Source organism: Pirellulales bacterium (assembly GCA_019636345.1).
GTDB lineage: Bacteria > Planctomycetota > Planctomycetia > Pirellulales > Lacipirellulaceae.
The window spans coordinates 1-26,514 of the sequence record JAHBXQ010000014.1; the positions used below are offsets into that span (position 1 = coordinate 1).

Sequence of the window (26,514 nt, forward strand, 5' to 3'; positions counted from 1 at the left end):
CCGCCGACGCCGCCGATCCAAGAGCAAGGAGTGATCAAGTAGGCCAACGCGGGGAGGCCTGGTCTCATCCCCGCACCCACCCACCCAGCGCTGCACTTTCACGGCGCCGGGCGCTGCACTTTTCAAATGCCACTCACACCCGGGCGGAGCTGGCTCGGTTTCTGGGAGTGAGCCGTCCCCGAGTGACCCAGGTCCTCAACCGCCTGAAGTCCTCGCTCAATCAATCGTCTCCACCAGGGCCACTTGGCGATTCTGACGTTGCCTGACCGGGGTCAGATTGTGTCGATCGTCGCAGAAATGGGAGCCAAATGACGACCGAGCCAATTCACCGCCTGCCAACCTGGGAACGAAGTTGCCAGCCTTGATCCCGTGAGTTACATTATGTCGGGACTTGTGGATTTCCCCCGACGTGTTGGGACGCAATGCCTACCACCAAACGAGACCAGATTCTGCGGATGCTCAAGAAGACTCGCGTCCTCCGGCCCCAGGACGTGGAGGCGGTGGGCATCTCGCGCACTTATCTCAACAAACTCCACGCGCAAGGCATCCTCGATCGGCCGAGTCGCGGGCTGTACATCCTCCAGGACGATGAGCCCAGCGAACAACGGTCGCTGGTCGAGGCCTGCCGCCGCGTCCCCCGCGGGGTCGTCTGCCTGCTCTCCGCCCTGCAGTTTCATGGACTCACGACGCAGGCTCCGTTTGAAGTTTGGATGGCGATCGATGAAAAGGCCCGCCTGCCGCGGGTCGATGATCCGCCGCTGCGGATCGTCCGCTTTTCCGGGGTCGCCCTGACGTCCGGCGTGCAGCAGCACGTTGTCGAAGGAGTCAACGTTCGCGTCTATGCGCCTTCCAAGACCGTGGCCGACTGCTTCAAGTATCGCAACAAGATCGGCATCGACGTGGCGATCGAGGCGCTGCGCGATTGCTTGAAGCAGCGGAAGGCTACTTCCGACGAACTCTGGCAAGCCGCCAAAGCCTGCCGGATGACGAACGTCATGCGTCCTTACCTGGAGGCGATGGCGTGACGAACCCGCAGCCACGCAACCTGGTGGCCTCCGTCCGCCAGCGTCTGATGACTCTTGCCCGCGAGCGCGGTGAGGAGTTTCAGCTCGTCCTGACGCGATTTGGACTCGAACGTCTGCCTTACCGACTCGCACAATCGCCGCACGCCGGGCAGTTTGTCCTCAAAGGCGCGGTGCTGTTTCAACTCTGGACCGGGCAGCTCCATCGCTCCACCCGCGATCTGGATCTGCTCGGACAGGGTCAACCATCCACCGACCGTTTGCGGCAATTGTTTCAGGATGTCTGCTCCCTGACCGTCACTGACGATGGTTTGACATTTGTGACCGACGGCATTCAGGCCGAACAGATCAAGGAGGACGATGAGTACCAGGGGATTAGACTGCGGATCGCTGCGCGACTCGGCGACGCCCGTATTCCGCTGCAAACCGACATCGGGTTTGGCGATACCATCACGCCGGGGCCGCAGGCCGTGACCTATCCGACGCTGCTCGATTTCCCGTCGCCACAAATGAACGCCTATCCTCGTGAGACGGTGGTCGCCGAGAAGTACCAGGCAATGGTTCAGTTGGGCATGGCCAACAGCCGGATGAAGGACTTCTATGACGTCTGGATACTGGCCCGGCAGTTTGAATTCGACGGAACAGTGTTGGGCGAAGCCATTCGGGCGACATTCCAACGTCGGCAGACGGCGCTGCCGGACATAACTCCGCTGGCACTGACGCCAGAGTTCAGCGGCGATCGCAATAAGGCCACTCAATGGAATGCATTCCTCCGCAAGGGGCGGCTGACCGACTCCCCGCCGCCACTGGAGGAAGTCGTCGCGCTTCTCGCATCGTTCCTGATGCCGCCCACGCTGGCGTTGGTTTCGAACGAGCCGTGGGGCCGCACCTGGGTTCCGGTGGAGTGGCGGTCGAGGACCGGTCGTTGGAAGCCGTGCCCGCACTGAGCCGCTGCCTACAAACCGATCCGCGCCGACTGCGGCCAACTCACTCGGTCGGGCAACGGGCGTTGTGCCCTCGATCAGCTGTCGCTCGGAAGCAGGCCAAGCTTTGGCAAGGTCAGTTGAAACCACCAGACAATTGCTTCTAACACGCCGTTGCCCTTGAAAAATCCCGGAAGTCATCGACTGCATCGGGCCAGACGAACTTCACCCAGCACAAGTCCGAAAGTGCCTCATGAAGCATTCTCTGGTGTGAGTGGTGACGCAAAGCTCCCCGAGCCGCTCGCTGCCCACATCACGGATTCCTTGAGTCAGACGCTTACGCTCTCAACAGATGACGTCCTCAGACCGAACATGAATGGGCTCCGTGGAACTCACGTCCGATCGAGACGCTGCTGCCGATCAAGCTGCCGGCGGTCAGACGAGACGGGCTGCGGCTCGCCCGTTATTGCCAATCATTGCTCGACTCGGGTCAGGTCGCCAGCCAGACGGAGCAGGCTCGCTTTCTGGGGGGGAGCCGTCCCCGCGCGATCCAGGTCCTCAACCGCCTGTAGTTCTCGCTCAATCTTTCGTCTCCGCCAGGACCCACGGACGAGTCTGACGTTGCCCGAACGGGGGCAGGTTCCGTCGATCGGCGCAGAATTGTTGAGCCATCTGACTCTCGAGGCAATTCACCCGCGAAGTTCTCGACTTCAAGACGCTCGGCGACGCCGTTGATCCAACAGCAAGGAGTGATCAAGTCGGCCAAAGCGAGGAGGCCTGATATCATCCCCGCATCCACCCAGCGCTGCACGATCGCGGCGCCGGGCGCTGTACGCTTCCAGGTTCTTCCTCACTCTTTGGTGAAAGAGTTGGCGCAACCTCGACAACCAGCAGTTGTTGGCCATGCTAGCAATCGAGTTATGCATGCTTAGGGAAGAACTTGTCGTTAGATAACTGCGACTTTGGGCGGCAAGCCGACTTTGGACATCACCAAGTACGAGGAGAACCTGATTCAAAGACCACTCACGCGTCGAGGTGCATCGCGTGACGATTCGCATGCCTGAATCGGGGGGCGTCGCCGACGACCTCGGCGCCCGCAAAACCTCCGTCGACCGCCTCCCTCCAACCGCTCTCGACGGCTCCTTGCGTCTTGACGTGCCGGAAGCAGGAGTTGTCGACGTCGAATTCGCTCTCGTCAGCGCCCGTCGACGGTGAGCTTTCATCGACGGTGATCGCGCGTCGACTCGCGCGCCTGCCGATCGGTCGTCGCTTCGCCGGGGCGAATGGATCGAACCTCTCGCCCCGAAGGACCGCGACGATCGACGCGATCGCCTGCCGGGCCAAGATCGCCGGGAAGATCGTGGCCGGAACCGCGCCGCGTCGCGGTGCGTCGGCCGTCGCGTCCGCCGCGCCGGCCAGGCGATCTGCCTGCGGCGAACCGGCTCAGGCGCTCCATCGCGAACGGCCCCGTCTTGGGCAAGGCTCGGCCCGATTTCGTGAGCCGAAGATTGCCCCCCGCTTGCGGGGCAGGTCTAATGGGTCGCTTCGAGGCTCCCCACCGTTCCTCTCCCCGCCCGCATTGCATGACCGACGATCGCGGTTCCGTCAGCTTGTGGGTCGAGCGGCTCAAGGCCGGCGAGGACGACGCGGCGCGGCTGCTCTGGGAGCGCTACTTCCCCCGCTTGGCGGGACTTGCCCGGCGCAAGCTCGGCGAAGTCGCGCGCCGCGTCGTCGACGAGGAGGACGTCGTCCAGTCCGCCTTTCACAGCTTCTGCCAACGAGCTCGGGACGGAGGGTTTCCCGAACTCGCCGGCCGCGAGGAGTTGTGGCGACTCCTGGCAGTGATCACGGCTCGCAAGGCGACGAACGAGTTGGTGCGATTCCGCCGGCTCAAGCGGGGCCCCGGCGCGTCGTTCGAACCGCCCCCCGGGCAGGATGCGGCGGCCGACCTCGCCGCCGTGGCGGGGGAGGAACCGACGCCGGAGTTCGCGACCCAACTGGTCGAACAGATCGAACTGGCCATGTCCGCCTTGGCCGATCCCCAGTTGTGCGTCGTCGCTCTCTGGAAGTTGGAAGGCCGCACGAACCCGGAAATCGCGCGGCTCCTCGATTGCTCCCTCAGCGCCGTCGAGCGTAAAGTCAGGCACATCCGCCTCCGTCTCGAGCGGCTCCTCCTACCCGACGCATCCGGGGCCTCCTCGGAGACGCATGAACGACCGTCATGACCATCCCCGACCGACCGACGAAGAGCTGACGCGGATCGATGCCGCGTGCGACGCCTTCGAGCGAGCCTGGAAGGGGGGCCGCACGCCGACCATCGAAGCCTGGCTGACGCAGTTTTCCGCCGTCCCCGTCGCGGCCCTGTTTCCGGAATTGCTGCAGCTCGAGATCGAGCTCCGCCGCGACCGGGGGGAATCGCCCGCGGCCGCGGAGTACGCGTCGCGCTTTCCTGCGCAGCGGAGTCTCGTCGAGCGCGTCCTGCGTTCGCGGGGGACCGAGACGACCGGCGGGGAGGGGGCCGCGGACCGCGAGACCGCGGCCCCGACCCGATCCTTCGCCCGTCCGCAGGAGGCGGCCGGGTCGGGGCGGCTCGCCGTCCGTTGCCCGCATTGCCATGCCTCGGCGCGCGTCGCGGTCGACACGGAGTTGACGGATCTCACGTGCGAGTCGTGCGGGAGTCGGTTCAGTCTCGTCGATCGCCCCGAGGCGACGCAAACCGCCCCGCCGCTCGCCCGCCTCGGACGATTCGAGTTGCTCGAACGGTTGGGAGTCGGAGGCTTCGGGAGCGTCTGGAAGGCGCGCGACAAGGAACTCGATCGGATCGTCGCGGTGAAGATTCCTCGTCGCGAGACGCTTGATCCGGAATCCCAGGAGAAGTTCTTTCGCGAGGCCCGCGCCGCGGCTCAGCTGCGGCACCCGGGGATCGTGAGCGTCCATGAGGTGGGGCGCGACGGGGACTCGATCTACATCGTCAGCGATTACGTTCGGGGAGCGACCCTCGGGGACTGGTTGACGGGGCAGCGGCTCACGAGCCGCGAGGCGGCGGCGCTCGCGGCGAAGCTCGCCGATACGCTCCACTACGCCCACGAGCGCGGGATCGTCCACCGCGACCTCAAGCCGGCGAACATCCTGATCGACGGGGACGGCGAGCCCCATCTCACGGACTTCGGCCTCGCCCGCCGCGACGTCGGCGAAGTCACCGTCACGCTGGACGGTCAGGTCCTCGGGACCCCCGCGTACATGTCTCCCGAGCAGGCGATGGGGGAGGCGCACAAGGCCGATCGCCGCAGCGACGTCTACTCGCTCGGCGTCGTCCTCTTTCAGCTCCTCACGCACGAGTTGCCGTTCCGCGGGAACGCGCGGATGTTGATTCATCAAGTCGTCCACGACGACCCGCCCAGTCCGCGCACGCTCGACGCGAGCATTCCCCGGGACCTCGAAACGATCACGCTCAAGTGCCTCGAGAAGGACCCCGCCAAGCGCTTCGCGACGGCCCTCCTCCTGGCCGAGGAACTCGGACGGTTCCTTGCCGGGGCCCCGATCGAAGCCCGACCGATCGGCGCCGTCGAGCGGTGGTGGCGCTGGGCCAAACGGCGGCCGGGCTTGGCGTCCCAGCTCGTGCTGCTGCTGGTCGCCACGATCGCGAGCACGACCCTGGGGACGTGGGCCCTCCGCGCCGAGCGTCGCGTCGTCGGCGAACGGAACGAGGCGATCGCCCAGCGCGACGCCAAGGAAGACGCCCTCGCCCGACTCCAAGTCGCGACGGCGACCGCCCGTCGGAACGAGGTCGTCGCGCTGGAGCGACTGGCCGCCGGGTTGATCGCGGCGGGCGACGCGAAACTCGCCTTGCGCGAGGCGGGGGCTCGCGGCAGCTACCGGGAGGCCCGCGACGTGGCAAGATCGCTCGGCCGCTCCGAGCTTCCCGCCGTCACCGGGATCCTGGCGAGTTGCGCCGACCAGCCGCTCCCCTTGCTCGGAGCCGACGGAACGCAAGCGAGCGTCGGAGGCTATGGGGCTGACGACGACGGCGAGGCCTGCCGCGGGGCGGTGACCCCCGACGGGCGCCGCGTCGTCGTCTGCCGTTACGGACGTCCGTTGTCCGTCTGGGATCTGCGGACCGGGACCCTCGTTCGACGTTGCGAACCTGGCGGGGAGCCCTTCCACGCCGTGGCGCTCTCCCCCGACGGCGAGACGGCCTTCACGGCCGGCGCCGACGGCGTGGTTCGGAGCTGGGATCTCGCCGCCGGTCGGCAGTTGCGCGAGTATCGCGGTCACGAGGGACCCGTGTTCGCCGTCGCCGCGGCTCCGGACGGACGGAGTCTGGCCTCCGCCGGGACGGATCAGACGGTCAAGCTTTGGGATCTCGCGACCGGGGCGGAGTCGCGGTCGCTCGCCGCCCCGGCGTTCATTCATGCTCTCGAGTTCTCGCCCGGCGACGGGCGGCGGCTCCTCGGCGGGGGCGAGCCGGAAGCGATCGTCCTCTGGGACGCGACCGACGGGAGAAAACTCCTCGATCTCCGCGAGGGGTCCGGGTCCGCGGTAACGTCGATCGCGTTCGGGCGCGACGGCACGACGGCCCTCTCAGGGAGCATGGGCCAAAACGTCGTCTTGTGGGACCTCGAGTCGGGTCGACCGCTCCGGAATTTCGCGGGGCACACGGCGCCGGTCGAATCGGTCGCGGTCGCTCCCGACGGCCGCCGGGCCTTGTCCGGTTCCTTCGACGAGAGCATGCGGTTGTGGGACCTCGAGACCGGCGCCGAACTCGCCGTCTGGCAGGGGCTCGGTCAATCTCCGCGGTGGCTCGCGTTCGCGCCCGCCGACGAGGTCGCCGTGGCGGGGGATTTTCAGGGACGCGTGCGGCTCTGGTCGCTCCGCGACGCCAACGACCTCCCGACGCTCCCCGGCCACAAGGGCCGCGTCTCAAGCTTGGCCGTGTCGAAGGACTCGCGGTTGCTCGCCTCGGGGAGTTTCGACGGGACGCTTCGCCTCTGGGACGTCGCGACGGGTCGACCGCTCCGCAGCATCGACGCGAAAGGAAGCCCGACGTGGTGCGTCTCGCTGGCGCCAGACGGCCTGACGGCGGCGTCGGCCCATGAAGACGGCTCGTTGGCGATCTGGGACGTGGAGACGGGCCGGCGTCTCCTCCAGATCGCGGCGCACGACAAGATCGCCACGAGCGTCGCGTTTGCGCCCGACGGCTCGGCGTTGCTGTCGGGCAGCTCCGACGCGACGCTCAAGCTCTGGGACCCGCACGACGGGACGCCGCTCCGCACGTTCCCAGGGCATGCGACGACAGTCCACTCCGTAGCGTTCGCCCCCGACGGCCGGACCGCCTATTCGGGATCGTTCGACGGCACGCTCAAGTCGTGGGACGTCGCCACGGGGCGCGAGTTGCAGACGTATCGCGGCCACGCGCATTGGGTCCTGCCGATCGCCGTCTCTCCTGACGGTCGGCAACTCGCCTCAGGGAGCTGGGACCGCGCGTGGGGACTGTGGGACGCCGCCGCGGGGCGACGGCTGGCGATGCGGCCGGCGGCGACCGACGTCGTCTCGTCGGTCGCGTTCACTCCCGACGGCAAGCTCCTCGTCACGGGGAGTCTCGATCGGACCGTCGCCCTATGGGATCTCGAGCGGACCGAACTTGTCCGCACCTTCGCCCTCCATGCCGACGGGGTCGCCAGCGTCGTCTGCTGCCCGGACGGATCGTTCACGTTTTCCGGCGGCCGCGACGGGTTGATCCGCCGCTGGGAGTGGGATCGTCCTGCGACCTACGACCGCTTCGCCGCGTCGCTCTCCAAGGCCCGCGCGACTCTGGAGACGCGTCCCCGCGATCCAGAGGCCCGCGCCGAGTTTGGGCGGTGGTTCGCGTTCCGGGGAATGTTCGCCTGGGCCGCCGAGGAACTTGAAGAAGCGCGGCGGGGAGGAGCGTCCGTCTCAATTCTGGAGCTCGCCCGCTGTCACTGGCAGGCGGAGAATTGGGGCGCAGCGGCCGGCGAGTTTCGGCGAGCGCGCCTCCAGGGGGAAGCCCCGGCGACCTACCTCGACCTCTGCCTGGCCGCGGTCGAACAGTCCGCCGCCGAATAGCCGTGCGGCCCCCCCGCGCATTGCCGGCAAGGTGTTTGGGGCGTCGGCTCCGTCACCGTTCCCCTTGGTCGACGAATTGCGGACGTGTCGCAACGACTTGGCGTGCAAGAGGTTAGGGGGCGGCGCTCCCCCCTGTCGGCGGAATTCTCCCAACAGGATGAAGGGGTTTGGAGCCGGTCGTTGATTTCCAGGGTAGAGGGGCGCCGCAAGCCCCTCGCGTTCGGCACGACACGCTTGCCCAGGAACCCGCCATGTTCTCGTTCAAATCCCTCCGCCGTGGAACAACCCGCCGCCGCAACCGCGACCTGAAGTCCGATCGTCGGGGGCAGGGGCCGCGCCGGCTCGCAATCGACCCGCTCGAGAGCCGCGAGCTGTTCTCGGTCTCGCAGATCGGCTTGGCCAAGGACGGGTTGTTGAGCATCCGCTCCGACGATACGGCGACCCACGTCGAGGTGAGCCGGGCCGGCTCGGCGATTCGCGTGATCGACCGAACGACCGACAACGTTTGGAACTTCCCCGCAAGCAAGGTGACCACGGTCGAGTTCCACGGCGGGCGGCGGGGCGACTGGTTTTCGATCGCCCCGATCGGGGTTCGCGCGATCGCCTACGGCAACGGCGGGAACGACGTGCTCATCGGCGGCAACAAAGACGACGTCCTCCGCGGCAATTCAGGCCACGATCGAATTTGGGGCGGGGACGGCAACGACGTCCTCCGAGGCGACGCGGGAGACGACGAACTCTACGGCGGCGCCGGCAACGACGAGCTGGCCGGGCACGCCGGCGACGACAAGTTGTACGGCGAACTCGGACACGACGTCATGAACGGGGGGGATGGCGACGACCGGATGTGGGGCGGCTACGGCAACGACGTGATGTACGGCCATCGCGGCAACGACCTCCTGTGGGGGGAGTGGGACAACGACAAACTCTACGGCGAAGGGGACGACGACTCGCTGTACGGCGGATCGGGAACCGACCATCTGGACGGAGGCGACGGCAACGACGGCCTGTACGGCGGCGACGGTGCCGATACGCTTCGCGGGGGCGCCGGGGCCGACCGATTTCTGAAGTTCCTCCCCACGCCGAGTCGCTTCTCCGACATCGTTATGGATCGCGCCGCGCACGACGCCGTCGTCAACTTCCGGGATCTTCCGAGGTCCACCTCCAACTTCACCGGCTTCGGCCCGGTGACGTTCGCCGCCGGAGCGTGGAGCGACGCGGAAGTCGAGACCATCGACGTCGCGCTCCGCAATCTCCACCAAACTACGGGCAACACGCGGCTCCTCAAACTGGCGAACGGGAGCGAGATGATTTTCGCCCGCGCCGGCGCGCAGCAGACCGCGCTTCCCGGCGGCGTCCAGATCATGGGCGGCAACGGCGGCAACACGATCACGTTCACGCCCGCAAGCTTGTCAACGCCGCAGTCGGCTCAGACGACGACGTACCACGAAGTCGGCCACTTCTGGGACGATCACCACGAGAATCGGTTCACGGGCGAGTTCCGCCAAATCGCCGGCTGGGTGGAATCGACCCGGCCGCTCCCTGGCTTCGTCGGATCGTCGGCGGCGGGCGACACGTGGCAGTACCGCGCGTCGGCGACCGGCTTCTCCCGCGACAATTGGGACCGCTACGGTCGGTTCAACCCCTTCGAGGACTATGCCACGAGCTGGGAAGCTTACTTCGCTCTGCGGTTTCACGGGAACGCCGGCAACTACCAAGTCTCCCAAGCCCGACTGAGCGTCATCGACAGGCTGTTCGCCTCGTTGGCTTGAGGCAGCCGCGCGGTCGGCGGCGGGAAGGGCGGCCGCGGACGACCCGCGGCCGCTCCCTGCCTCAATCGTTCCGACGCCTCGCCGTGCGGAGCGCGCTCGCCTCGGGACCCCGCGACGCAAGGACCGTCTTGGGCCCGCCTTAGTCGCGACGCAACTCGTCGCTTCCCCTTGCCTTTCCCATCGACTTGAACAAGGAACCTCTCATGTCTCGATTGCTGCAGGGCGTTGTTGTCGCGGCGACGATCGCCGGAGCGTGGTTCGCGTCTGCGAACGTACGGGCGTACACGTTCGTCAACGTCGCCGATCTCACGAACCCGGCGCCGAGCGGGGCTTTTCAGTACTATTACGCCCCGACGATCAGCGGCTCGACCGCGACGTTCTCCGGGAAGTTCGGCGAGAGCTTCGCCGACGGGCTGTTCACCGGCGCCGGCGGGTCGCTGACCGTGATCGCCAAGCAGGGGGACGCGCCGCCGGCCGGGGGGATCAACACGATCGGCAACTACGCCAGCAGCGGAGCGGGGGTCGCGTTTTGGGCCTCCTTCGGGAGCGGCGGCGAGGGCGTGTTTCGTTCCGAGAACGGCGTCTTGACGACGATCGCGCTCAAGGGGGGCGCCGCGCCGGTGGGCGCTTACGAGGAGTTCGGATCGCCCGCCGTCAGCGGAAGTGCCGTCGCGTTCACGGGCCACTACGACGACCTGGAGAAGACGGCCGTGGTCCGCGGCAGCGGCGGACCGCAGACGATCATCGCCAAGTCGGGCGACGCCGCCCCTGTCGGGAGCTTCCGCGGCCTCTACGACGTTTCGATCAGCGGCAACAGCGTCGCGTTCGTGGGGGGATACGACACCGACGGCGAGGGGGTGTTTCGCGGGTCCGGCGGGGGACTGACGACGATCGCCAAAACGGGCGACACGGCGCCGACGGGCGTGTTCGAAGCCTTCTACGGCAGCGCGATCAGCGGCGACGCCGTGGCCTTCGCCGGTAGCTACCAGGGGGGCGAGGGGATTTTCATCGGCAACGGCGGGCCGTTGACGACAATCGTCAAAACGGGCGATCCGGCCCCGATCGGGGTTTTCACGGACGGCAGTCGACCGGCCTTCAGCCACGGCGTCGCCGCGTTCTTGGGATACTATGACAACGACGACGCACACGGGATCTTTCTCGGCAGCGGCGGACCGCTCGCCGCCGTCGTCAAGACGAGCGACCCGCTGTTCGGCAGCACGGTCGTCGACCTCGGGCTCGACGTCTTCGGGTTCGACGCCGGCGGTTCAGGCAATCTGGCCTTCTCCTACGCGCTGGCCAACGGGCAAGAAGGGATCGCCGTCGCCCTCGCGCTGACCGGCGACTTCAACAACGACGGAATCGTCGACGGCTCGGACTTGCCTCGCTGGAAGAGCGGGTTTGGAACGGCCGTTCACGCCCAGTTCGCGCAAGGCGACGCCACCGGGGATCGCCGAGTCGACGGGGCCGACTTCCTCGTCTGGCAACGGAACGCAAGCGGCGCGACTCTTGCGCTGAACGCGACGCCCGTATGCGAGCCCGCGTCGCTCGGCTTGCTGCTCCTGGCGAGCTGGCCGATGCGACTGCGGGCCCGCCGAAACGTACGGCGGTTCGCCGCGTCGTGACGCCCACGGTCGCCCGTCGTGTTCGCGGCATTTGGTTCGAGGCGAACGTCGCACAGCGATGACGATTGTGAGTGGCATCGAAAAGGGCAGCGCTCGACGGGAGAATCTTGGCGCGCAAATAAGTGCAGCGAGCCCGATGTGTGTGGCTTGCTGATGTGCGAATGTGAGAGGCCGAACCGGGGTCGCAAGCCCCGTGCTTGGCATCACTTGAGTTCGCAGATCAGGAAGCGAGGCGCGCCAGGAAGCACCGCAACATATGGAGTTATGGGCGACCATCGACGTCGGCGCCCACGTCGGCCTCTTGACAGTGCTCTGCCACGAGTCGTGGCCCGAGGCGAGGATCGTCGCGGTCGATCCGCATTCGGAGCGGTTCGAGTTGCTCGAGCGGAACACGGCTCACATCCCAGGGGCGCCGTTGCTGCGGACCAACGCGGTGGTGACGAACTTCGACGGAACATGCCTGATCGCCGCGGCCGTGCCGCACAACCGCTTTGGCAATCATGTCCTCGAGATGGGGAACGAGCTCGAACTGCGGCTCCACGGATCCGGGATAGAGGCGACGGCGATTTTGGTCGAGTCGCTTTGGGCTCGCATCGGCGAGTTTGGAATCAAGCATGTCGAACTGCAGAAACTCGATTGCGCGGAGGCGGAGCACGCGATCGTCGAGGCGTTGGCCGCGACCGGAAGGCTGGCCGACGTCTGCCAGACTCGAGGGGAGCGGCATGGGTGCATTCACCGGCCGCAGCTGGCGAAGGTGCTGGCCGAGACGCACATCGCCCCCGTCGCTGCCAATGCGCCTCATGATTTCGGACAGTTGGCGAGCCGTCGGAGGGGACAATACCGCACCGGCGGCAGCGACGACTTTCGGTTGCCAAGGCCGTCCCGAACGGGAGGGTTGAATTTGCCGAGCGACCAGTGCGGTTTCCGCGTGCCGATGCGGAGCCGATCGTGCGGAATTGCCGCAGCCAGACAAGCCGAAGTCGGCCCCGTCGGAATGTGCGGCAGACCCCCGAGAAACGCTGTAACGCGCTGCCCAGCAACGAGTTAGCAGGGCTCCCGTCGTCCGCGTTGACGTCAATCTGCCAGCGACGTCGGGGCGGGCATCGCAATTGCGGCGTCTCCGCTTGCCGAGCGCGTTGTGCGGCGGAGTTGCGCGCGTCGAGGGTCGTTCGCTCGCGCGTCCGTCGGCGTCAGGCGAACGGCGCAGGAGCACCGCAGTTTCTGGCGGGGAGTTCCTGGCAACGACGGAATCGCCTGGGCCCGCGAGACAATGCCTGCTTCTCGGTTTGGCCGCAAGCTCTACTCCTCCGACGAGTGGAATCTGATTTCCCATCGGCTGGCGTTATCTCAGCAAGAACTGCGAATCGCTCAGGCCGTCCTTGACGACGCGCACGAGGGCGCGATCGCGGAGGCATTGGGGATCTCCTCGCATACCGTCCACACGCACCTGGAGCGCCTGTACCGCAAGCTCCAGGTCAAGAGCCGGGTCGAGCTCGTCGTGCGGATCGCCGCCTGTCACTTGCAGATCTGCCAGGAAGTCGACAGCCCGGCCGCCCCTTTGTGAGGCCAGTTCGCTGCCAGCGGGTATCCCCTGCGCAGCCGACGGCTGACTAGCCGACTGTCGTTCGCCGGACGCACTTGCGAGACTGGACCCTGGCTTTGGCGGCGGTTGCGGCGTCCGCGACCAATCCAGAGCCGGCAAGCGGCCAAGCGGCGGCCGTCGCAAACATCGTCGCGAACAATGCGTGACGAGGGCGGAGAACCGCTGCGGCGGCGGACGCCGCTGTCTGGGTGAAAACGGCCAACACAACAGGCGCCACGAATTACAGCACGTTTCACGAGGCTGACGCCCCCTGCCGGGCGACAGGACGGGCGCCGCTTGCTCATGCAAAGGTGCAGTCCCATGTCCCGTTCATCTGTTCGGAGTCGACTCGCCGCCGGCGGCGTCTTGGTCGCGTTCGTCGTGCTGCCGGCGGCCGGAGCTTGGGGCCAAGAGGTCCGCTTGCCCGGCACGTGGTACGATCAGGACAAGCACCACCTTGCCGCCGAGGCGTGGGCCGGCGCTTCGTGGACACGCAACTACTTCGACGACGCCAACGGAAACAACCGGTTTGATCCGGGCGAGGCCTGGGACGAAGTCTCGCATCCCGGCTGGCTGTACTTCCCCGACAATAGTTGTTGGGCCGCTTCGGCCGCCAATTTGCTTCGCTACGTCGGCGGACCGGACCGCTACCACAACTGGGTCTATGTCGCGGGGACCGGGCCGACGGGCAACCAGTTCTGGCCCAACACCGGCGCCCCTGTGGACGCATTAGAGGCGGACGGATACGCCACGGAAGTCCACGACGGCGAGTGGCTCGGCGATCCGCCGATCTATCAATGGACGGTGGATCCGACCGTCTGGTTCGAGGCTCGCTTTCAGGACACGTTGCCGGTCTCGATGAACATCCATTTCGTCGGATCGACAAGCCACCTGTTGACGGTCTATGCCATCGACCGCACGGCGCAGACCGTCGTCGTGGCCGACTCCGACCAGGACCCCTTCGGCAATAACTTCGCAACCTACAGCTATACGTGGAATCCGGCGGCGGGCTTCTGGGAACTCCAGGGGACGGGTTACGCGCTGGTGCGCATCAACAGCGGTACGACCTTCGCCACGAACGATTTCATCGGGGGCGGGGCCGGCGGCTCGGGGTCCAGTTGGAACAACCCGGCCAACTGGTCGGCCGGCCACGCACCCGCGTCCAATGAATTGCCCAAGATCCACTTCCAGGGTCTGGGCACGGTGAATCTCGACAGCTTCGCCGCAACGCTCAAGACCGTCCTGCGCGGCCAGACCAAGCTGAACGTCTCTGCCGCCGGCCTGCTTCGCACTCAAACGATGTACGTCGGAGACACGGCCCAAATCTGGGTCGATCGCGGCGTGTTGGACGTGGAGGAGGAGGCCGTCAACGACAGCCTGATCCTCGTCTTGCCCGGCGCCTACGTTGAAGCCGACTGGATGCGGGTCGGATCGCGCGACGACGGCGCGATCGTCCAATCCGGCGGCGACTTCAGCACGACCGTCAACGGCGGGTTGAGCCTGGGCGAGCAACCGAGCGTGCAAGGAGCCTATCAAATCCTCGCTGGCCGCGTTTATGCCGCCCAGCTTGAAGTGGGCCACCGCGGCCTCGGCGCTTTCACCCATAGCGGCGGCGCCGTGCTGGCGCCTCTGCACCTTCACGTGGGCGATCTGCCCGGCAGCGTCGGAACCTACAGTCTCAGCGGCGCGGCGTCCTCGCTCCAGGCGGCTACCGAGTTCATCGGCCGCGAAGGAACCGGCGTTTTCAATCACTACGAAGGATCGAATCAGTGCGACGGCGCGCTCTGGATCGGTCATTACGACAATAGCCACGGCGAGTACTACCTCCATGCCGGAACGCTCACGACCGTCGACATGGAAATCGGCGGGTATCTCAACGCCTATGGATTCGTCCGGCAATCGGGCGGCGAGTGCGTCGTCGAGCGCGATCTGGACATGGCGCAGTTCAGCCAATTCAGTCAGGGCGAGTACCGACTCGATGGCGGCGCGCTGCGCGTCGGGCGCAATGAAATCGTCGGCGGCGCCGGAACCGCCTTGTTTGTTCACAACGGCGGCCTGCACGAAATCGGCGGGAACCTGACGATCGGCGCCGCTCCAAACTCCAGCGGCGCCTACGTCATTCAGAACGGAACGCTCGACGTGGCCGACGGATCCCTTGCCGTGGGTTACAACGGCGGCGGTCTGCTGCAGTTGTCGGGCGGGACGGTCATCGCCAATCGATTGGATATTCATTCGGGCGGCTTGGTGCAGGTGGCGACCAGCGGCAATCTCTACGCCGACCTCATCGACCTGTCCGTCGGCGGCAGCCTCGTCACCACGGGACCCAATGCCACGATTCTCACCAACGGCATCAACGGGCTGGGAAGCTCGTTCACCGTCAACGGCAATCTGGGCGTCGGCTGGGCGGGCGGCAGCGGCGTGGGCAGCCTGACCGTCGGCAGCGGCCAATCGCTCGACGTCACCAGCGTGCTCTATCTGGGAGACAGCTCCACGGGAACCGTGACCGTCGCGGGCGGCGGGCAGGCCGTCATCAACCAGGCCCGCGTCGGCGACCACGGCGCCGGCACGCTCGTGATCACCGGCAACGCCTCGCAGGTCACGCAACAAGGCGAGTTCTACTTCGGCCACTCTGGCGCCGGAGCAGGGGGCCATCTGCGAATCGAGAACGGCGGCGCGCTTCTCGGCAATGGTCGGAACGGTTTCCTGGGAGTCGGCGCCGGCACGACCGGCTCTGCGCTGGTGAGCGGGGCCAACTCGCGGTGGACGAACTTGGCCAATCTCTACGTCGGCGGAAACGCGACGGGCCCGATGGGCAGCGGCGTCCTCACGGTCTCCGCGGGCGGGCGGGTCCAGGCGAACTCCTCGCTGCAGGTGTGGAACACCGGTCGCGTTGAACTGTCAGGCGGCGAAATTTCTGCCGGTTCGTTCCTCGTGCAAAACGGCGGCGCGTTCGTCCACCAGAACGGCGTGCTCACGGTCGACGGCGGCCTGTTCAGCCCGGGTACGACGTACAACTACTCCATCGACGGCCCCACGGCGAGCGAGCTCCCGACCGTGGCGCTCAAGAATGTCGCCAGTGCGAACATCCCCAATACGCTCTTCGTCGGGTACGACCACGCCGGCGAACTAAGGCTGGAGAGCGGCGCCGTCATGCGCAGCTTCAACGGTCGAATCGGTTGGAACGCCGGTGCGAGCGACGGCCGCGTCCACGTTGCCGGAGGTCACTGGATCAACACGGCCGACTTGGAAATCGGCGTCCGGAATCGGGGACAGATGTCGATCAGCGGCGGCGGCGTAGTGCGAAACACCGTGGGAGCGATCGCCGCGGTCGCCGGCTCCACGGGCGAGGTGGCGGTTGCCAGCGGAGGCGAGTGGGAATGCTCCGACGCCCTGTACGTAGGAGGCAAAAGCTCTCCCGGCGGCGTCGGCACGCTCGCAATCAGCAGCGCCGAGGTCTCAGCCACGCAGGTCACCGTGTGGCCGCAAGGCCGAGTCTCGCTTGACAGCGGCACAATTCAGGCGAACAGCGTCGACATCGAGGGCGGCGTGTTGGAAGGCGTCGGTTCTCTCGCTCTGGACGGGCCGCTGACCAATCGCGGACTCGTCGCCCCCGGTCTGCCGATCGGCGCGCTCACCATGCGGGGCGGCGACTTCGTGCAATCCGAGTTCGGCGAGTTTTCGGTCCAGATCGGCGGGAATCGTCTCGTCGACCGACTCTCGATCAACGCCGGCGCCGCGTGGCTCGACGGCGCCCTGCACGTGTCGCTCGCCAACGGATACGTTCCGCCGGCGGGGAATCAGTTCGAGATCCTGTGGGCGGAGCATCGCGTGTTCGACACGTTTGATCCGCTCTTGAGCGTGTTCGAGCCGATCGGCGGCGGACTCGGCTGGCACGTTGACTATCGCGAGTACAGCGTCGTGCTTCAGGTGTCCCAAACGGCGTATCTGGAAGCCGATTTCGACGAAGACGGCGACGTCGACGGGGCCGACCTGACGATGTGGCAAGGCGGCTACGGCCTGAACGCCAACGGCGACGCCAATGGCGACGGCGTCACCGACGGCGCCGATTTTCTTGTTTGGCAGCGGCAGTTGGGCAGCGGCGCGACGTCCATAGCCCACGCTGCCGGCGTAGGTTATGACGGCGTCCCGGAGCGAAGAACCTCGTGATACTCTCTGGCTGCCTAGCCGGATTGTGGTTGCTGCCGCGAAGGACGAGGTGCTGCGCTGCACAAGAAACAATGACTGGCGAGATCTGCGGCCAAACAGAGGTCGCGCTCACTTGAGCGGGCGCAGAGTTCGTCCAAAAGGGAGGTAGTGTCCAAATCCTGGATCGGACCAAAGCGGTGCGTCAGCGGCGGCATCGGGACCGCCGGAGCGAGCGCGGCGGCGCCGGTTCACTCCGGCAACGACGGAGGTGAGTCATGTCCCGCAAACACGTTCAGCCACGGTGGCTCTTGGCCATGGCAGTCGTGCTGCACACATTCTGCGCAGCGGATTTGACGTTCGGCGGCGTTACGCGGACTTGGAAAGGCGATAACCCGCCGAACAGTCCGTGGTACTGGGACTCTCACACCTACTTCTGGAGCGGTTGGGACCCGGCCGGAAATCCGGACTATGACGACAACCTGTACGTTTTCAGCGGCAGTTCGGTATGGAACCGTCCTTATCCGGTGGCGGCTGGCTACGAGGGTGAGCTCGTCATCAGTAAGCCCGGGACGTTGGTGTCTCACCCGGGACCAATTAACGACAATTGGCCTGGTTATTCATGGGGGCTGGCAGACCTATACATCAAGAGCGGCACGTTCAAGATTGCCGACGGCGCCGTCATGATCTGGGATCCCTTCATACCGGATGAAGGTGATCCAGGCGGACACAGAATCTATGTGGAATCGATCATTGGCGTCGGCCAGGGCGCGCAAGCGACTCTCGAAGTGTCGGGGAACGGCGCCCGCCTCAAGGGGACGCTCCTCGATCTCCTGATCGGAGTTCCGCCGGGGGGAGACTCTCATGGTGTTCTGAGAGTTCTCGACGGAGGAGTTATCGAAGCGCATAAGTTGTATCCTGGCGCTGGCGGCGGAATCGCGGATATCGAGGTTACGGGCACAGACTCAAAGCTTGATCTACAACTGCTCGCGAAGATCGCCCGCCCTGGTGCGACGACGATCTCCGCCGGCGGGACCCTCGACACAACAGATCTCACCGTCGAGGGCGGCGAGCATTACGCTCATGGGGCCTGGGTCACATTGCCTCATTCACTGGTCATCGAAGACGGCGTCGTTCAAGCCTGGGGGTCCGTCGTCTTGGGGGACCATTACGACGTCGACGTCACCATCCGAAATGGCGGCCAGCTGCGGTACGCCGAGAGCATCATGCTGGCCAAGGACTCCGACTCGCAGGCGCACGTCGTCGTGACAGGACCGGGCAGCTCGCTCAGCGTCGCCAATATTCACGACACTCTCACCATGGGGCTGCACGGAACCGCCACGCTCGAAGTGCTCAACGGCGGCTCTGTGTATGGCGGACACGCGGGCATCAGCTCGCAATGGCCTCACGATCAACCCAGTCTCCTGGTGAGCGGCAAGGATAGCCAATTCCTATATGAGACGCTCAACGTGGGCAGGAGCCTGATCGTCGTCGAGAGCGGCGGGCTCCTAAAGAGCACGACCTCGATATTCGAGTCCGAAGACATTATCGGCAATGACATGAGCTCTGGGGCCGAAGATGCCGCGGTGAAGGTCAGCGGTAACGGCTCCCAGTGGGAAAACTACTATGGCGCCGTGGTAGTCGGCCGCGGTCGCGGCGTCGGCGAGTTGCTCGTTGAAAACGGAGGGTATGCCCATTTTGCCCAACTCAAGATCGGCCACATGATTCCGGATGTTGCGAATGGAGTGGGGGTCGTCGGCATCAGCGGGCCGAAGTCCGAAGTTCTCGTTCGCGGCCTTCCTGACTACTACGGATTAGGTCCGTCGTTGATCGTTGGCGATGGCCACCACGGTTACGTCAACATCACGAACGGCGGCAAGCTGAGCGGACCGGAGACTTGCCTGGCGCCCGTGTCCGGCTCGAAGGCCGAGGTCAACGTGGCCAACTACGGCTCGCGCATGGAATTGTCGGCGCTCTATATTGGCGGCACGGAATCGGCGTCCGGCGGCCAGGCGACGTTGACTTTGAAAGACAAGGCTGTGGTTGAAGTCTATGAAGACATGAAGGTCTGGGGCCTGGGTTCATTGATACTCAGTGGGAAGAGTGTGCTGAAGGTTCACGGAGAAAAGCTCACGCTTGCCAATCAAGCGAACTATCAGGCGGAGCCTGGCGCGTGGATTCAGTTGCTGGGCACCAGCCTAGTGATTGAAAACACCAATCCGGACGACCTAGCAGGGTTTGCGAACACGACGCTCGTCTTCGCCGGCGGCGATGGGGTGACCGACACGATTGAAATCGCAGGCGTCGATGGCGGGCGCTCGTGGACGAACTTCAGCGACAACTTCACGATCGGCCGGCTGGAAATTGGCACGCCGACGCGCCCGGGTCATGTGCTGCTGGCGGATGAGTTCGCAAACCGGCTAGGCGCCAACGAAGCGCTCTATGTCCGCGAGTTGGTGATCCACCCCGGCTCATCGTTGGACCTGGGCGGGCGACGGCTGTATGCGCTCGATGTCTGCGGGGGAGAAGAGTTCGTGCAACCCAACGGCGGCGAGCTTCAGAAGGCCGGCTACATCGAGCGACTTTGGACGGACATCGACTTCGGCGCTTATCTTCCGCCGGGCGGTGACACGGGACGCGGCACGCTCCACTGGTACGCGACCGCCGATCTGACGATGGAATCCGACCAGCAACAAGAGACGACGGGCAACGCCAACGTGCAGTTGTTCGCCTATCTGCTGGCGGACCAGTCGGCGGGCGGCGCGGCCCACGGCGTTTTCGGCCAAGGCCTGCTGACAATTCGCAACGAGTTCGGCGCCATGATCCTTGAGGCTGAGTTGGAAGGGCTGCACTTGTTCGAACTGGCTGATGGCACGCTGCACGGCTCATTGCTCGTGCCGGTCATCGAGCACTCACTGCCGGGCGCCTTACCGCGCTACTTTACCGACACTATGCGATTGAGCGTCCATGTCCAGGGCGCGTCGATCGATCATTTCGGCCAGTATTGCAGCGGCACGATGCATCTGGAGCTGAGCCCTGTGCCCGAGCCTAGCGGCGCGCTGCTGGCGGCGCTCCCGGTCGCGTGGTCGTGGTACGCGGCGCGACGCCGGCCTGTTCGCCGGCGTCGCCGGGCTAATCGGCCTTGCCATGAAGATATTCGCGTGAGAGGGCCGTTTGGTGTGAAGCGACCTGTGAATCCGCGACCGCTCCCGCAGTCGAGGCATTAGCCGCAGAGGTCGCCCCGTCCTAACTCGCCAACAGCGCCGAACCCGCCGCGGGCCCTTGCGAATCGCTTGACATCGGAATCGTCTCCTTCGTGCGTCAGGCTAACGCCTGTCAAGGAGAATTCCACTTCCGACTGAGCCGGGACGGCCAGCGTGGCAAGTCACGCTGGCCGTGGGCTCGGGTGCATCGGCTGATCCGCAAGTATCTGCCAAACCCGCGTATCATTCAGCCCCGTCCAAACATCCGGCATCACGCCCGAATCAGAAGCAGGATCCGTAGGAAGGGACACTTCACGTACGGATCTGTGCGGGGGGGCTCCGGCGACGGCGGTCCCGACCGCGATCGCCACCTCATCGTCGCCCAGAATGAAGACTGCGACGAGGCGAGGAGTCAAAACAACGCCTGAAACTGAGTCCGTACCAGCACGCCGTCGTCGCCGACCAGAACGTCGCTGCCGGTGCTGTTCACCGGGCTGCCGTCAAGGACTGTGACGTCCGCCGACAACTTGAAGTTTTGCGTATTCCGCGGGTAGTAGGAGAATCCGACCGCGCCCCCCTTCCGGACGCCCTGCTCCCCGCCGACGTAAGAGAACTGTCCGTTCAGTTCCCACTGTTGGGGGACCAAGAAGAAGCCTCCTTCGACGTAGAAGCCTTGCTGCAGCCCGACCGACGGGACGGGGAGATCGGCCTTGACGTTTTCAATCCATCGCCAGAAGTATTCCCCGTTGGCGCTCCATCCCTGGTACTTGAAGGCGAGGTCCAGCGCGAGGAGGGTCACGTCGAAACTCTCCACTGTGGCTCCCGGGGCCAAGGCGCCGGGGTCGGTCACTCGCGTGCCGTCCGTCAGGCGAAGAAAGTCCGCTTCTTCGAGCTGGCTCCCTTGCCTCCCTTCGCGGGACGAGACGAGGGAACAGCCAGCTCGCACGGCGAGTTCGTCGTGTCGTTCGTAATCTGTGGGGCGACCCGGCCCAAAGTCGCCCAGGAGATTCCACCACGCCGACGCGGCGCCGGAGAATTGATCGCTCACCTCCGCCGGGGTCAGCCCCTCGGTGCTAAAGCCTTGGCCGATCATCAACTCATAGTGCCAGACGGACGAAGGATCGCCGACGACCCAGATTCCCGTCGTCCGACTGGGGCGAAAGAACTCGTTGGCAAATGGGCGATCGATCAGCCGCGTGTCAAAGGCTCCGAGGAGCCAATTCCTCGTGCCCGGGACCTTCCGTTTGCCGGCCTGGATCTCGACCGCGTCGGAAACGCGCCACGCCCACCAGTGATCGAGAATCGCCAGTTCGTGTCGACTGTCCGTATCGCCGTCGGTTTGCAGAAAGTACTTCAACTGCGGTGAGAACGCATGCCCCGCGAGGACGACCCGAGCGCGTTCGAGTTCGAAGATCTGGCGATTGTAGATCGGTCGCACGACGCCGGCGTTGTCGGTCCAGCTGTCGGCGTCGCGACTGAACGTGGAGAACCGAAATTGGGTCCGGAGGTTCGCCCTGGCTGCGAAACTGTCCCGGTTCCGCTGCACGTTGAAGAACAGCCCGTCGGCGTATCCGAACTCGTACGGACTCTTCGCCGCTTGCTCGATCGAACAAGGCGTAGTCGGGACGTCCGGCGACAGCCAATCCTGCGCGTTCAAGATCGCCCCGTCCGACTCCGCCGGAATGGGGCTCGCCGACTCCTCCGAGATCGATTCGACCGGCGCGGACTCGACGACGGGCGCACTCCCGTCGGCGGCGAGATTCGTCCCGCTCGGACCCTGGGCGCGCGCCGCAGCGCCGCCCGCGATCCCGAGGAACGCTAGCAGACAGGTCGCGGATGTATGGACAGCGGACGCCCTCACATGACCAACTCGCCGTGCCCGAGAAGAGACAAGCAATGCCGAATTTATCGGCAAGGCAGACGGTGACGATTGCGTGGAAACGCCGTCGCGACCGGAATCCCGCTCGACGGCGGGACGAAGGGACCAACAAAACTGCCTGAAGCCCCGTATCCACCGCCCAGTTTGACTGACGTCTCGAAAGGTCGCAGCTGCACTGCTCCTGCTGGCCGCCAGGAAACGCATCGTCGGCGGTGAATCGCCGCTTCCTGGCCGACGCATTCCCCGGGCCGACTGCCGGGCGAAGCCCGCAGGGGATCGAGTTCGCCGATCATCGGCCAGTGCGTCAATCGTGCTGCAGGCAAGGCTGACCGCAACGCCTTGCGGAGGGGTGCGAGGCGAGCTTGACGCACATTGTAAGCGACGGTTCGCGGGGCCGACCCGACAGCATGGGTCGACGACCAGCGAGCGCAGTCCGCCCGCCGGCGACGCTCCCCCTTACAGGGTCATGTTCGCTCGGACGCCGTAGACGACGGCGTCCTCAGAAATCGCTCGGGCCCCTGGCCGCAGGAACTGGACGTCAGGCGTCACGTTCAACCAGGGGGTGATTTGGAAGTTGTAGAACAACTCCACCCCCGTCCCGTCCTGGGGGTTGAGGAGGGCGACGGGAGCCGGACCGAATTCGTCGCTGGCTCCGACGTAGTACCAGCCTATGCCGAAGCGATCGCGGCGCCCGGAGCGCAGGACGCTGTCGCCGCCGATGCCGCCGGACAGGAAGTAACGCACCGGCGTCGGATTGCCGTCGCTGATCGACGCTCGTCCGAACAAACCCCAGCCTAAGCGGGACTGTTCATCGTATACGCGCAGAAACTGATCGAACCCATAGTAGATCGTGTAGGAGTCCGGCTTCGTGGCGAAACCAGGGACGACCGGCTCAGGGTAGACCCCGGGAGGGGCTGCGCTGAACGCGAGGTCCGTCAGGTCGACGTGCTTCCAGATCGCCCCGACGTGCTGGTCGCCGGGCTTGTCGAAGAAGCTCGTATTGACCTTCACCTCGCCGCCGACGATGACCCCTTTCGAGAAGAGATCGTCTAGCCGAAAGAAGTCGCGGGTGCGATCCTGCGGGTCGTAGACGAAGGCCGACATCATGCCCCACGAGCGGGGCATCGCCACCCCCGCCGTGAAGGAGGTGTACGGCAGTCCCAAGAGAAACGCCGGGTTGGCGATCAGAGCCTGATTGACGAACTGCTCGGTGCCGTCTCCTCCCGCGAACTCGTCCTGGTCGGCCGCGCCAAGGACGTCTTTCTTGCCGGCAAAGGCGACAAGCTCCTCCGACAGCGGTTGGGTCACGACGAAATTCGTAATGTACGGAACCCCCGGATCGTTCGGGGCGAACGGCAGGGCCGCGGGAAAGACGGCCGGCGCGAAGGACCCGACTCGGCCCGAGACGTTTCCGTAGTCGCCGTACCAATGCTCGGCGCGAACGAGCAGCTTGCCGTAGGGGAGGCCGCCGAACTTCTCGAGATCAAAATTGAGATCGTACTCGCCGCGACCGGTGTACTTGAACGTGTCGCCCAGCCCCAGCGGCGGGGGCGCGGGGGCGTTGATTCCGCCGTCGACCCCGAACGCGAAATGGGTCGAGCGGCCGGCGAAAGCGATCCCGGACTCCTGCAAGCGGGAGCGCAGCCCCAGCCAATCGCCGGTCAAGGTCGGCGCGCCCCAGCACCCGTCGGCAGCGACGTCGGCCCCGCAATCGAGTTCCGTGCCGTCGCCGTCGCCGGCCAGACAGTCCCCGCACGCGTCCGAAGCATCCAGGACCGCCGCCCAACCGGCGACAAACAGCCAGAGCACTGCACTGATCTGTCGAGAACACGCACTACCCATGGCCTTCGAATCCTTTCGCAACGCACTCGTCCCACGGTCAATGTATCGGAAGGCTGGTGATGACATTTCTACAGCCTTCAGAGATTTTTGCCTCAGCGACTTTCCGAGTTCGTGGAACCCTGCTGATCGCGAAGGCTACCACGTGTGCGGCGCTCGATTTGAAGTGTGCGGTTACGCCCATTTGCACACGATCGGCACTGGCAAGACAACCCCAATCACAATCTGTCTGCTTGGGTATCGTCCCGAGCGCGTCTCTTCGAGGCTTCGAGTCGCCGCGGAGGGCGCAACCAGGGCGCCTCACGAGCCATTTTTTCGCCGAATCGGCGGCGAACTTGTTTGCAGCGGAGATTTCGCCGCTGTAGTATGCGCTCGCTTCTCTAAACCCGCTCCGTTCTCACAAGGCAGGCATCTATGATGTTCCCGAGTCCGAAAGCATTGGTCGCCGCGATCGCCCTCCTGGGCGTCGCCGTATTTGCGGAGGAATCGTTCGCGCAGTCGAAGAAGCCGAATATTCTCGTCATCTGGGGCGATGACATCGGGTGGAACAACCCCAGCGCCTACAACCGGGGGATGATGGGTTACCAAACTCCGAACATCGACCGCGTGGCGCGGGAAGGCGGATTGTTCACGGACTGGTACGGTCAGCAGTCATGCACGGCGGGAAGGGCGGCATTCATTACCGGACAGAGCCCGTTTCGCACCGGGTTGCTTAAAGTCGGACTCCCAGGCGCAAAAGAAGGGCTCTCTGCGAAGGATCCGACCATCCCGGAGTTGTTGAAGAATCATGGGTACATGACCGCGCAGTACGGAAAGAACCATCTGGGCGACCAGGATGAGCACTTGCCCACAAATCATGGCTTCGACGAGTTCTACGGCAATCTTTATCACCTGAACGCGGAACAGGAGCCCGAGCATCCGGATTACTTCAAGAATCCGGAGTTGAGAAAGATGTTCGGCCCCCGCGGGGTCATCAAGTCGTTCGCCAACGGCAAGATTACGGACACCGGGCCGTTGACCATCGAACGCATGAAGACGATTGATGAAGAAATTACCAAAGGCGCCTTGGACTTCGTCAACCGTGCTGCGAAAGCCGACAAGCCGTTCTTTCTCTGGTTCAACACGACTCGCATGCACATCTGGACCCACTTGAAGAAGGAGTCCGAGGGCAAGACGGGACTTGGCGTCTATCCGGACGGAATGGTCGAACACGACGGGCAAGTCGGACAGTTGCTGGACCTGCTCGACAAACTGGGAATTGCAGACAACACGATTGTGATGTACTCCACGGACAACGGCGCCGAGTGCTTTTCCTGGCCGGACGGCGGGAGCACGCCGTTCCGCAATGAAAAGAACTCGAACTGGGAAGGCGGCTACCGGGTTCCCTGCATGATCCGCTGGCCGGGCGTGATCAAGCCAGGCACGGTCTTCAACGGCATTTGTTCGCACGAAGACATGCTTCCGACGCTGCTCGCGGCGGTGGGCGAACCGGACGTCAAAGCGAAATTGCTCAAGGGCCACAAGGCGAACGGCCGGGATTTCAAGGTGCATCTTGATGGGTACAACCTGACCCCCTATTTGCGCGGCGAAGTGAAAGAGTCGCCGCGGCAAGAGTTTTTCTACTGGACCGATGACGGCAACCTGGCCAATCTGCGATACGACCGCTGGAAGATCGTGTTCATGGAACAGCGAGCGCACGGGCTGGAAGTTTGGCAGGAACCCTTGGTGACGCTGCGCTTTCCGAAGCTGTTCTGCCTGCGAACCGATCCGTACGAGCGGGCCGATCACGAGGCAGGGGACTACGCCCGCTGGCGGGTGGACCACGCGTTCGTGTTGTTGCCGGCCGTCGCCTTTGTCAGCCAGCACTTGTCGTCCTACGTCGAGTTTCCTCCCCGCCAAAAGCCGGGGAGTTTCAATCTGGATCAGGTCCTGCAGAAACTCCAACAGGGGGGAGGCGGGACCAATTAGGTTCACTTGATTCTGCCGTCGCAAGCGGCCGGCCCCAATCGGGCCGGCCGCTTGTTTGCGCAGTCGGCATTCGCAGCAATACTCTTCTGGCAGCCGATTCGCTGTCTGCCCCTGGAACGACGATCAAGCAGGACCCGCCATGGACTCGTGTGCCCATCTGCCGCTGGAGCGGTTTTTTGACCGGACGGTTCGCCCCTTCTTCCTGTTCCCAGGAGCCGGAACCGCTCTGGCGGCCTCGACGCGTTCCTGCCGTCTTGGGCCATGCCCAACGTTGCTCAGTTGCCGTATCTGCAGGACGACACGATCGTCATCCAGCACTGGGGGATGATGGTCGGGCTCATGGGCGTGTCCATGATGGCGGCGGCGAACATCCCTGAGTGGCGCGCGCCCGTATTCCTCCTCGAGTAGGCGTTCGTGGTCTCGCTCGTGCTTTCCAACCTCGTGGTGAATGCAGGGCCAGCGCGCACTCTAGGCAAT

14 protein-coding genes are annotated in these 26,514 nt (G+C 65.1%); 12 read left to right on the plus strand and 2 right to left on the minus strand.

Going from position 1 to position 26,514, the window contains the following annotated elements:
• The first annotated feature begins 422 nt into the window (after positions 1 to 422).
• The 10 genes from KF688_19660 to KF688_19705 all read left to right on the plus strand — a co-directional run bounded on the left by KF688_19660 (position 423) and on the right by KF688_19705 (position 20,375).
• Positions 423 to 1,025, plus strand: coding sequence for a type IV toxin-antitoxin system AbiEi family antitoxin domain-containing protein (locus tag KF688_19660; protein MBX3427906.1), 603 nt, complete (start codon positions 423 to 425; stop codon positions 1,023 to 1,025).
• On the plus strand, positions 1,022 to 1,969 hold the full coding sequence (locus KF688_19665) for a nucleotidyl transferase AbiEii/AbiGii toxin family protein (GenBank protein MBX3427907.1): 948 nt from the start codon (positions 1,022 to 1,024) through the stop codon (positions 1,967 to 1,969). The genes KF688_19660 and KF688_19665 overlap by 4 nt, the downstream gene beginning before the upstream one ends.
• 1,559 nt (positions 1,970 to 3,528) lie before the next feature.
• Positions 3,529 to 4,170 (plus strand): RNA polymerase subunit sigma-70, encoded by a 642-nt coding sequence (locus tag KF688_19670; GenBank protein MBX3427908.1) that lies wholly within the window; start codon positions 3,529 to 3,531, stop codon positions 4,168 to 4,170.
• Positions 4,154 to 8,029 carry a protein kinase gene (locus tag KF688_19675; protein ID MBX3427909.1) on the plus strand — a complete coding sequence of 1,292 codons (3,876 nt, stop codon included), beginning with the start codon at positions 4,154 to 4,156 and terminating at the stop codon, positions 8,027 to 8,029. The genes KF688_19670 and KF688_19675 overlap by 17 nt, the downstream gene beginning before the upstream one ends.
• A 251-nt stretch (positions 8,030 to 8,280) precedes the next feature.
• On the plus strand, positions 8,281 to 9,801 hold the full coding sequence (locus KF688_19680) for a hypothetical protein (GenBank protein ID MBX3427910.1): 1,521 nt from the start codon (positions 8,281 to 8,283) through the stop codon (positions 9,799 to 9,801).
• 203 nt (positions 9,802 to 10,004) lie between these two features.
• Positions 10,005 to 11,423 carry a hypothetical protein gene (locus tag KF688_19685; protein ID MBX3427911.1) on the plus strand — a complete coding sequence of 473 codons (1,419 nt, stop codon included), beginning with the start codon at positions 10,005 to 10,007 and terminating at the stop codon, positions 11,421 to 11,423.
• 256 nt (positions 11,424 to 11,679) lie between these two features.
• Positions 11,680 to 12,471, plus strand: a complete 792-nt coding sequence (locus tag KF688_19690; protein MBX3427912.1) for an FkbM family methyltransferase — start codon at positions 11,680 to 11,682, stop codon at positions 12,469 to 12,471.
• Positions 12,472 to 12,693: 222 nt separating this feature from the next.
• On the plus strand, positions 12,694 to 12,987 hold the full coding sequence (locus KF688_19695) for a helix-turn-helix transcriptional regulator (GenBank protein MBX3427913.1): 294 nt from the start codon (positions 12,694 to 12,696) through the stop codon (positions 12,985 to 12,987).
• A 339-nt stretch (positions 12,988 to 13,326) separates the two neighbouring features.
• The gene (locus KF688_19700; protein ID MBX3427914.1) at positions 13,327 to 17,172 is read left to right on the plus strand and encodes a hypothetical protein; all 3,846 of its coding nucleotides are present in this window, start codon (positions 13,327 to 13,329) and stop codon (positions 17,170 to 17,172) included.
• 254 nt (positions 17,173 to 17,426) lie between these two features.
• On the plus strand, positions 17,427 to 20,375 hold the full coding sequence (locus KF688_19705) for a hypothetical protein (protein ID MBX3427915.1): 2,949 nt from the start codon (positions 17,427 to 17,429) through the stop codon (positions 20,373 to 20,375).
• A 388-nt stretch (positions 20,376 to 20,763) separates the two neighbouring features.
• On the opposite strand, the gene KF688_19710 is transcribed toward KF688_19705, so the two are convergent.
• Both KF688_19710 and KF688_19715 read right to left on the minus strand, forming a co-directional pair.
• On the minus strand, positions 20,764 to 22,212 hold the full coding sequence (locus KF688_19710) for a porin (protein ID MBX3427916.1): 1,449 nt from the start codon (positions 22,210 to 22,212) through the stop codon (positions 20,764 to 20,766).
• Between the two features lie 474 nt (positions 22,213 to 22,686).
• Complete coding sequence (locus KF688_19715; protein MBX3427917.1) at positions 22,687 to 24,039, minus strand: carbohydrate porin; 1,353 nt, start codon at positions 24,037 to 24,039, stop codon at positions 22,687 to 22,689.
• 447 nt (positions 24,040 to 24,486) lie between these two features.
• Here KF688_19715 and KF688_19720 point away from each other — a divergent pair, with 447 nt between their 5' ends.
• Both KF688_19720 and KF688_19725 read left to right on the plus strand, forming a co-directional pair.
• Entirely contained in the window at positions 24,487 to 26,037 is a 1,551-nt protein-coding gene (locus KF688_19720) for an arylsulfatase (protein ID MBX3427918.1), read from the plus strand.
• Between the two features lie 261 nt (positions 26,038 to 26,298).
• A complete protein-coding gene (locus KF688_19725) occupies positions 26,299 to 26,445 on the plus strand; it encodes a hypothetical protein (GenBank protein ID MBX3427919.1) in 147 nt (48 codons plus the stop codon).
• Positions 26,446 to 26,514 lie beyond the last annotated feature (69 nt).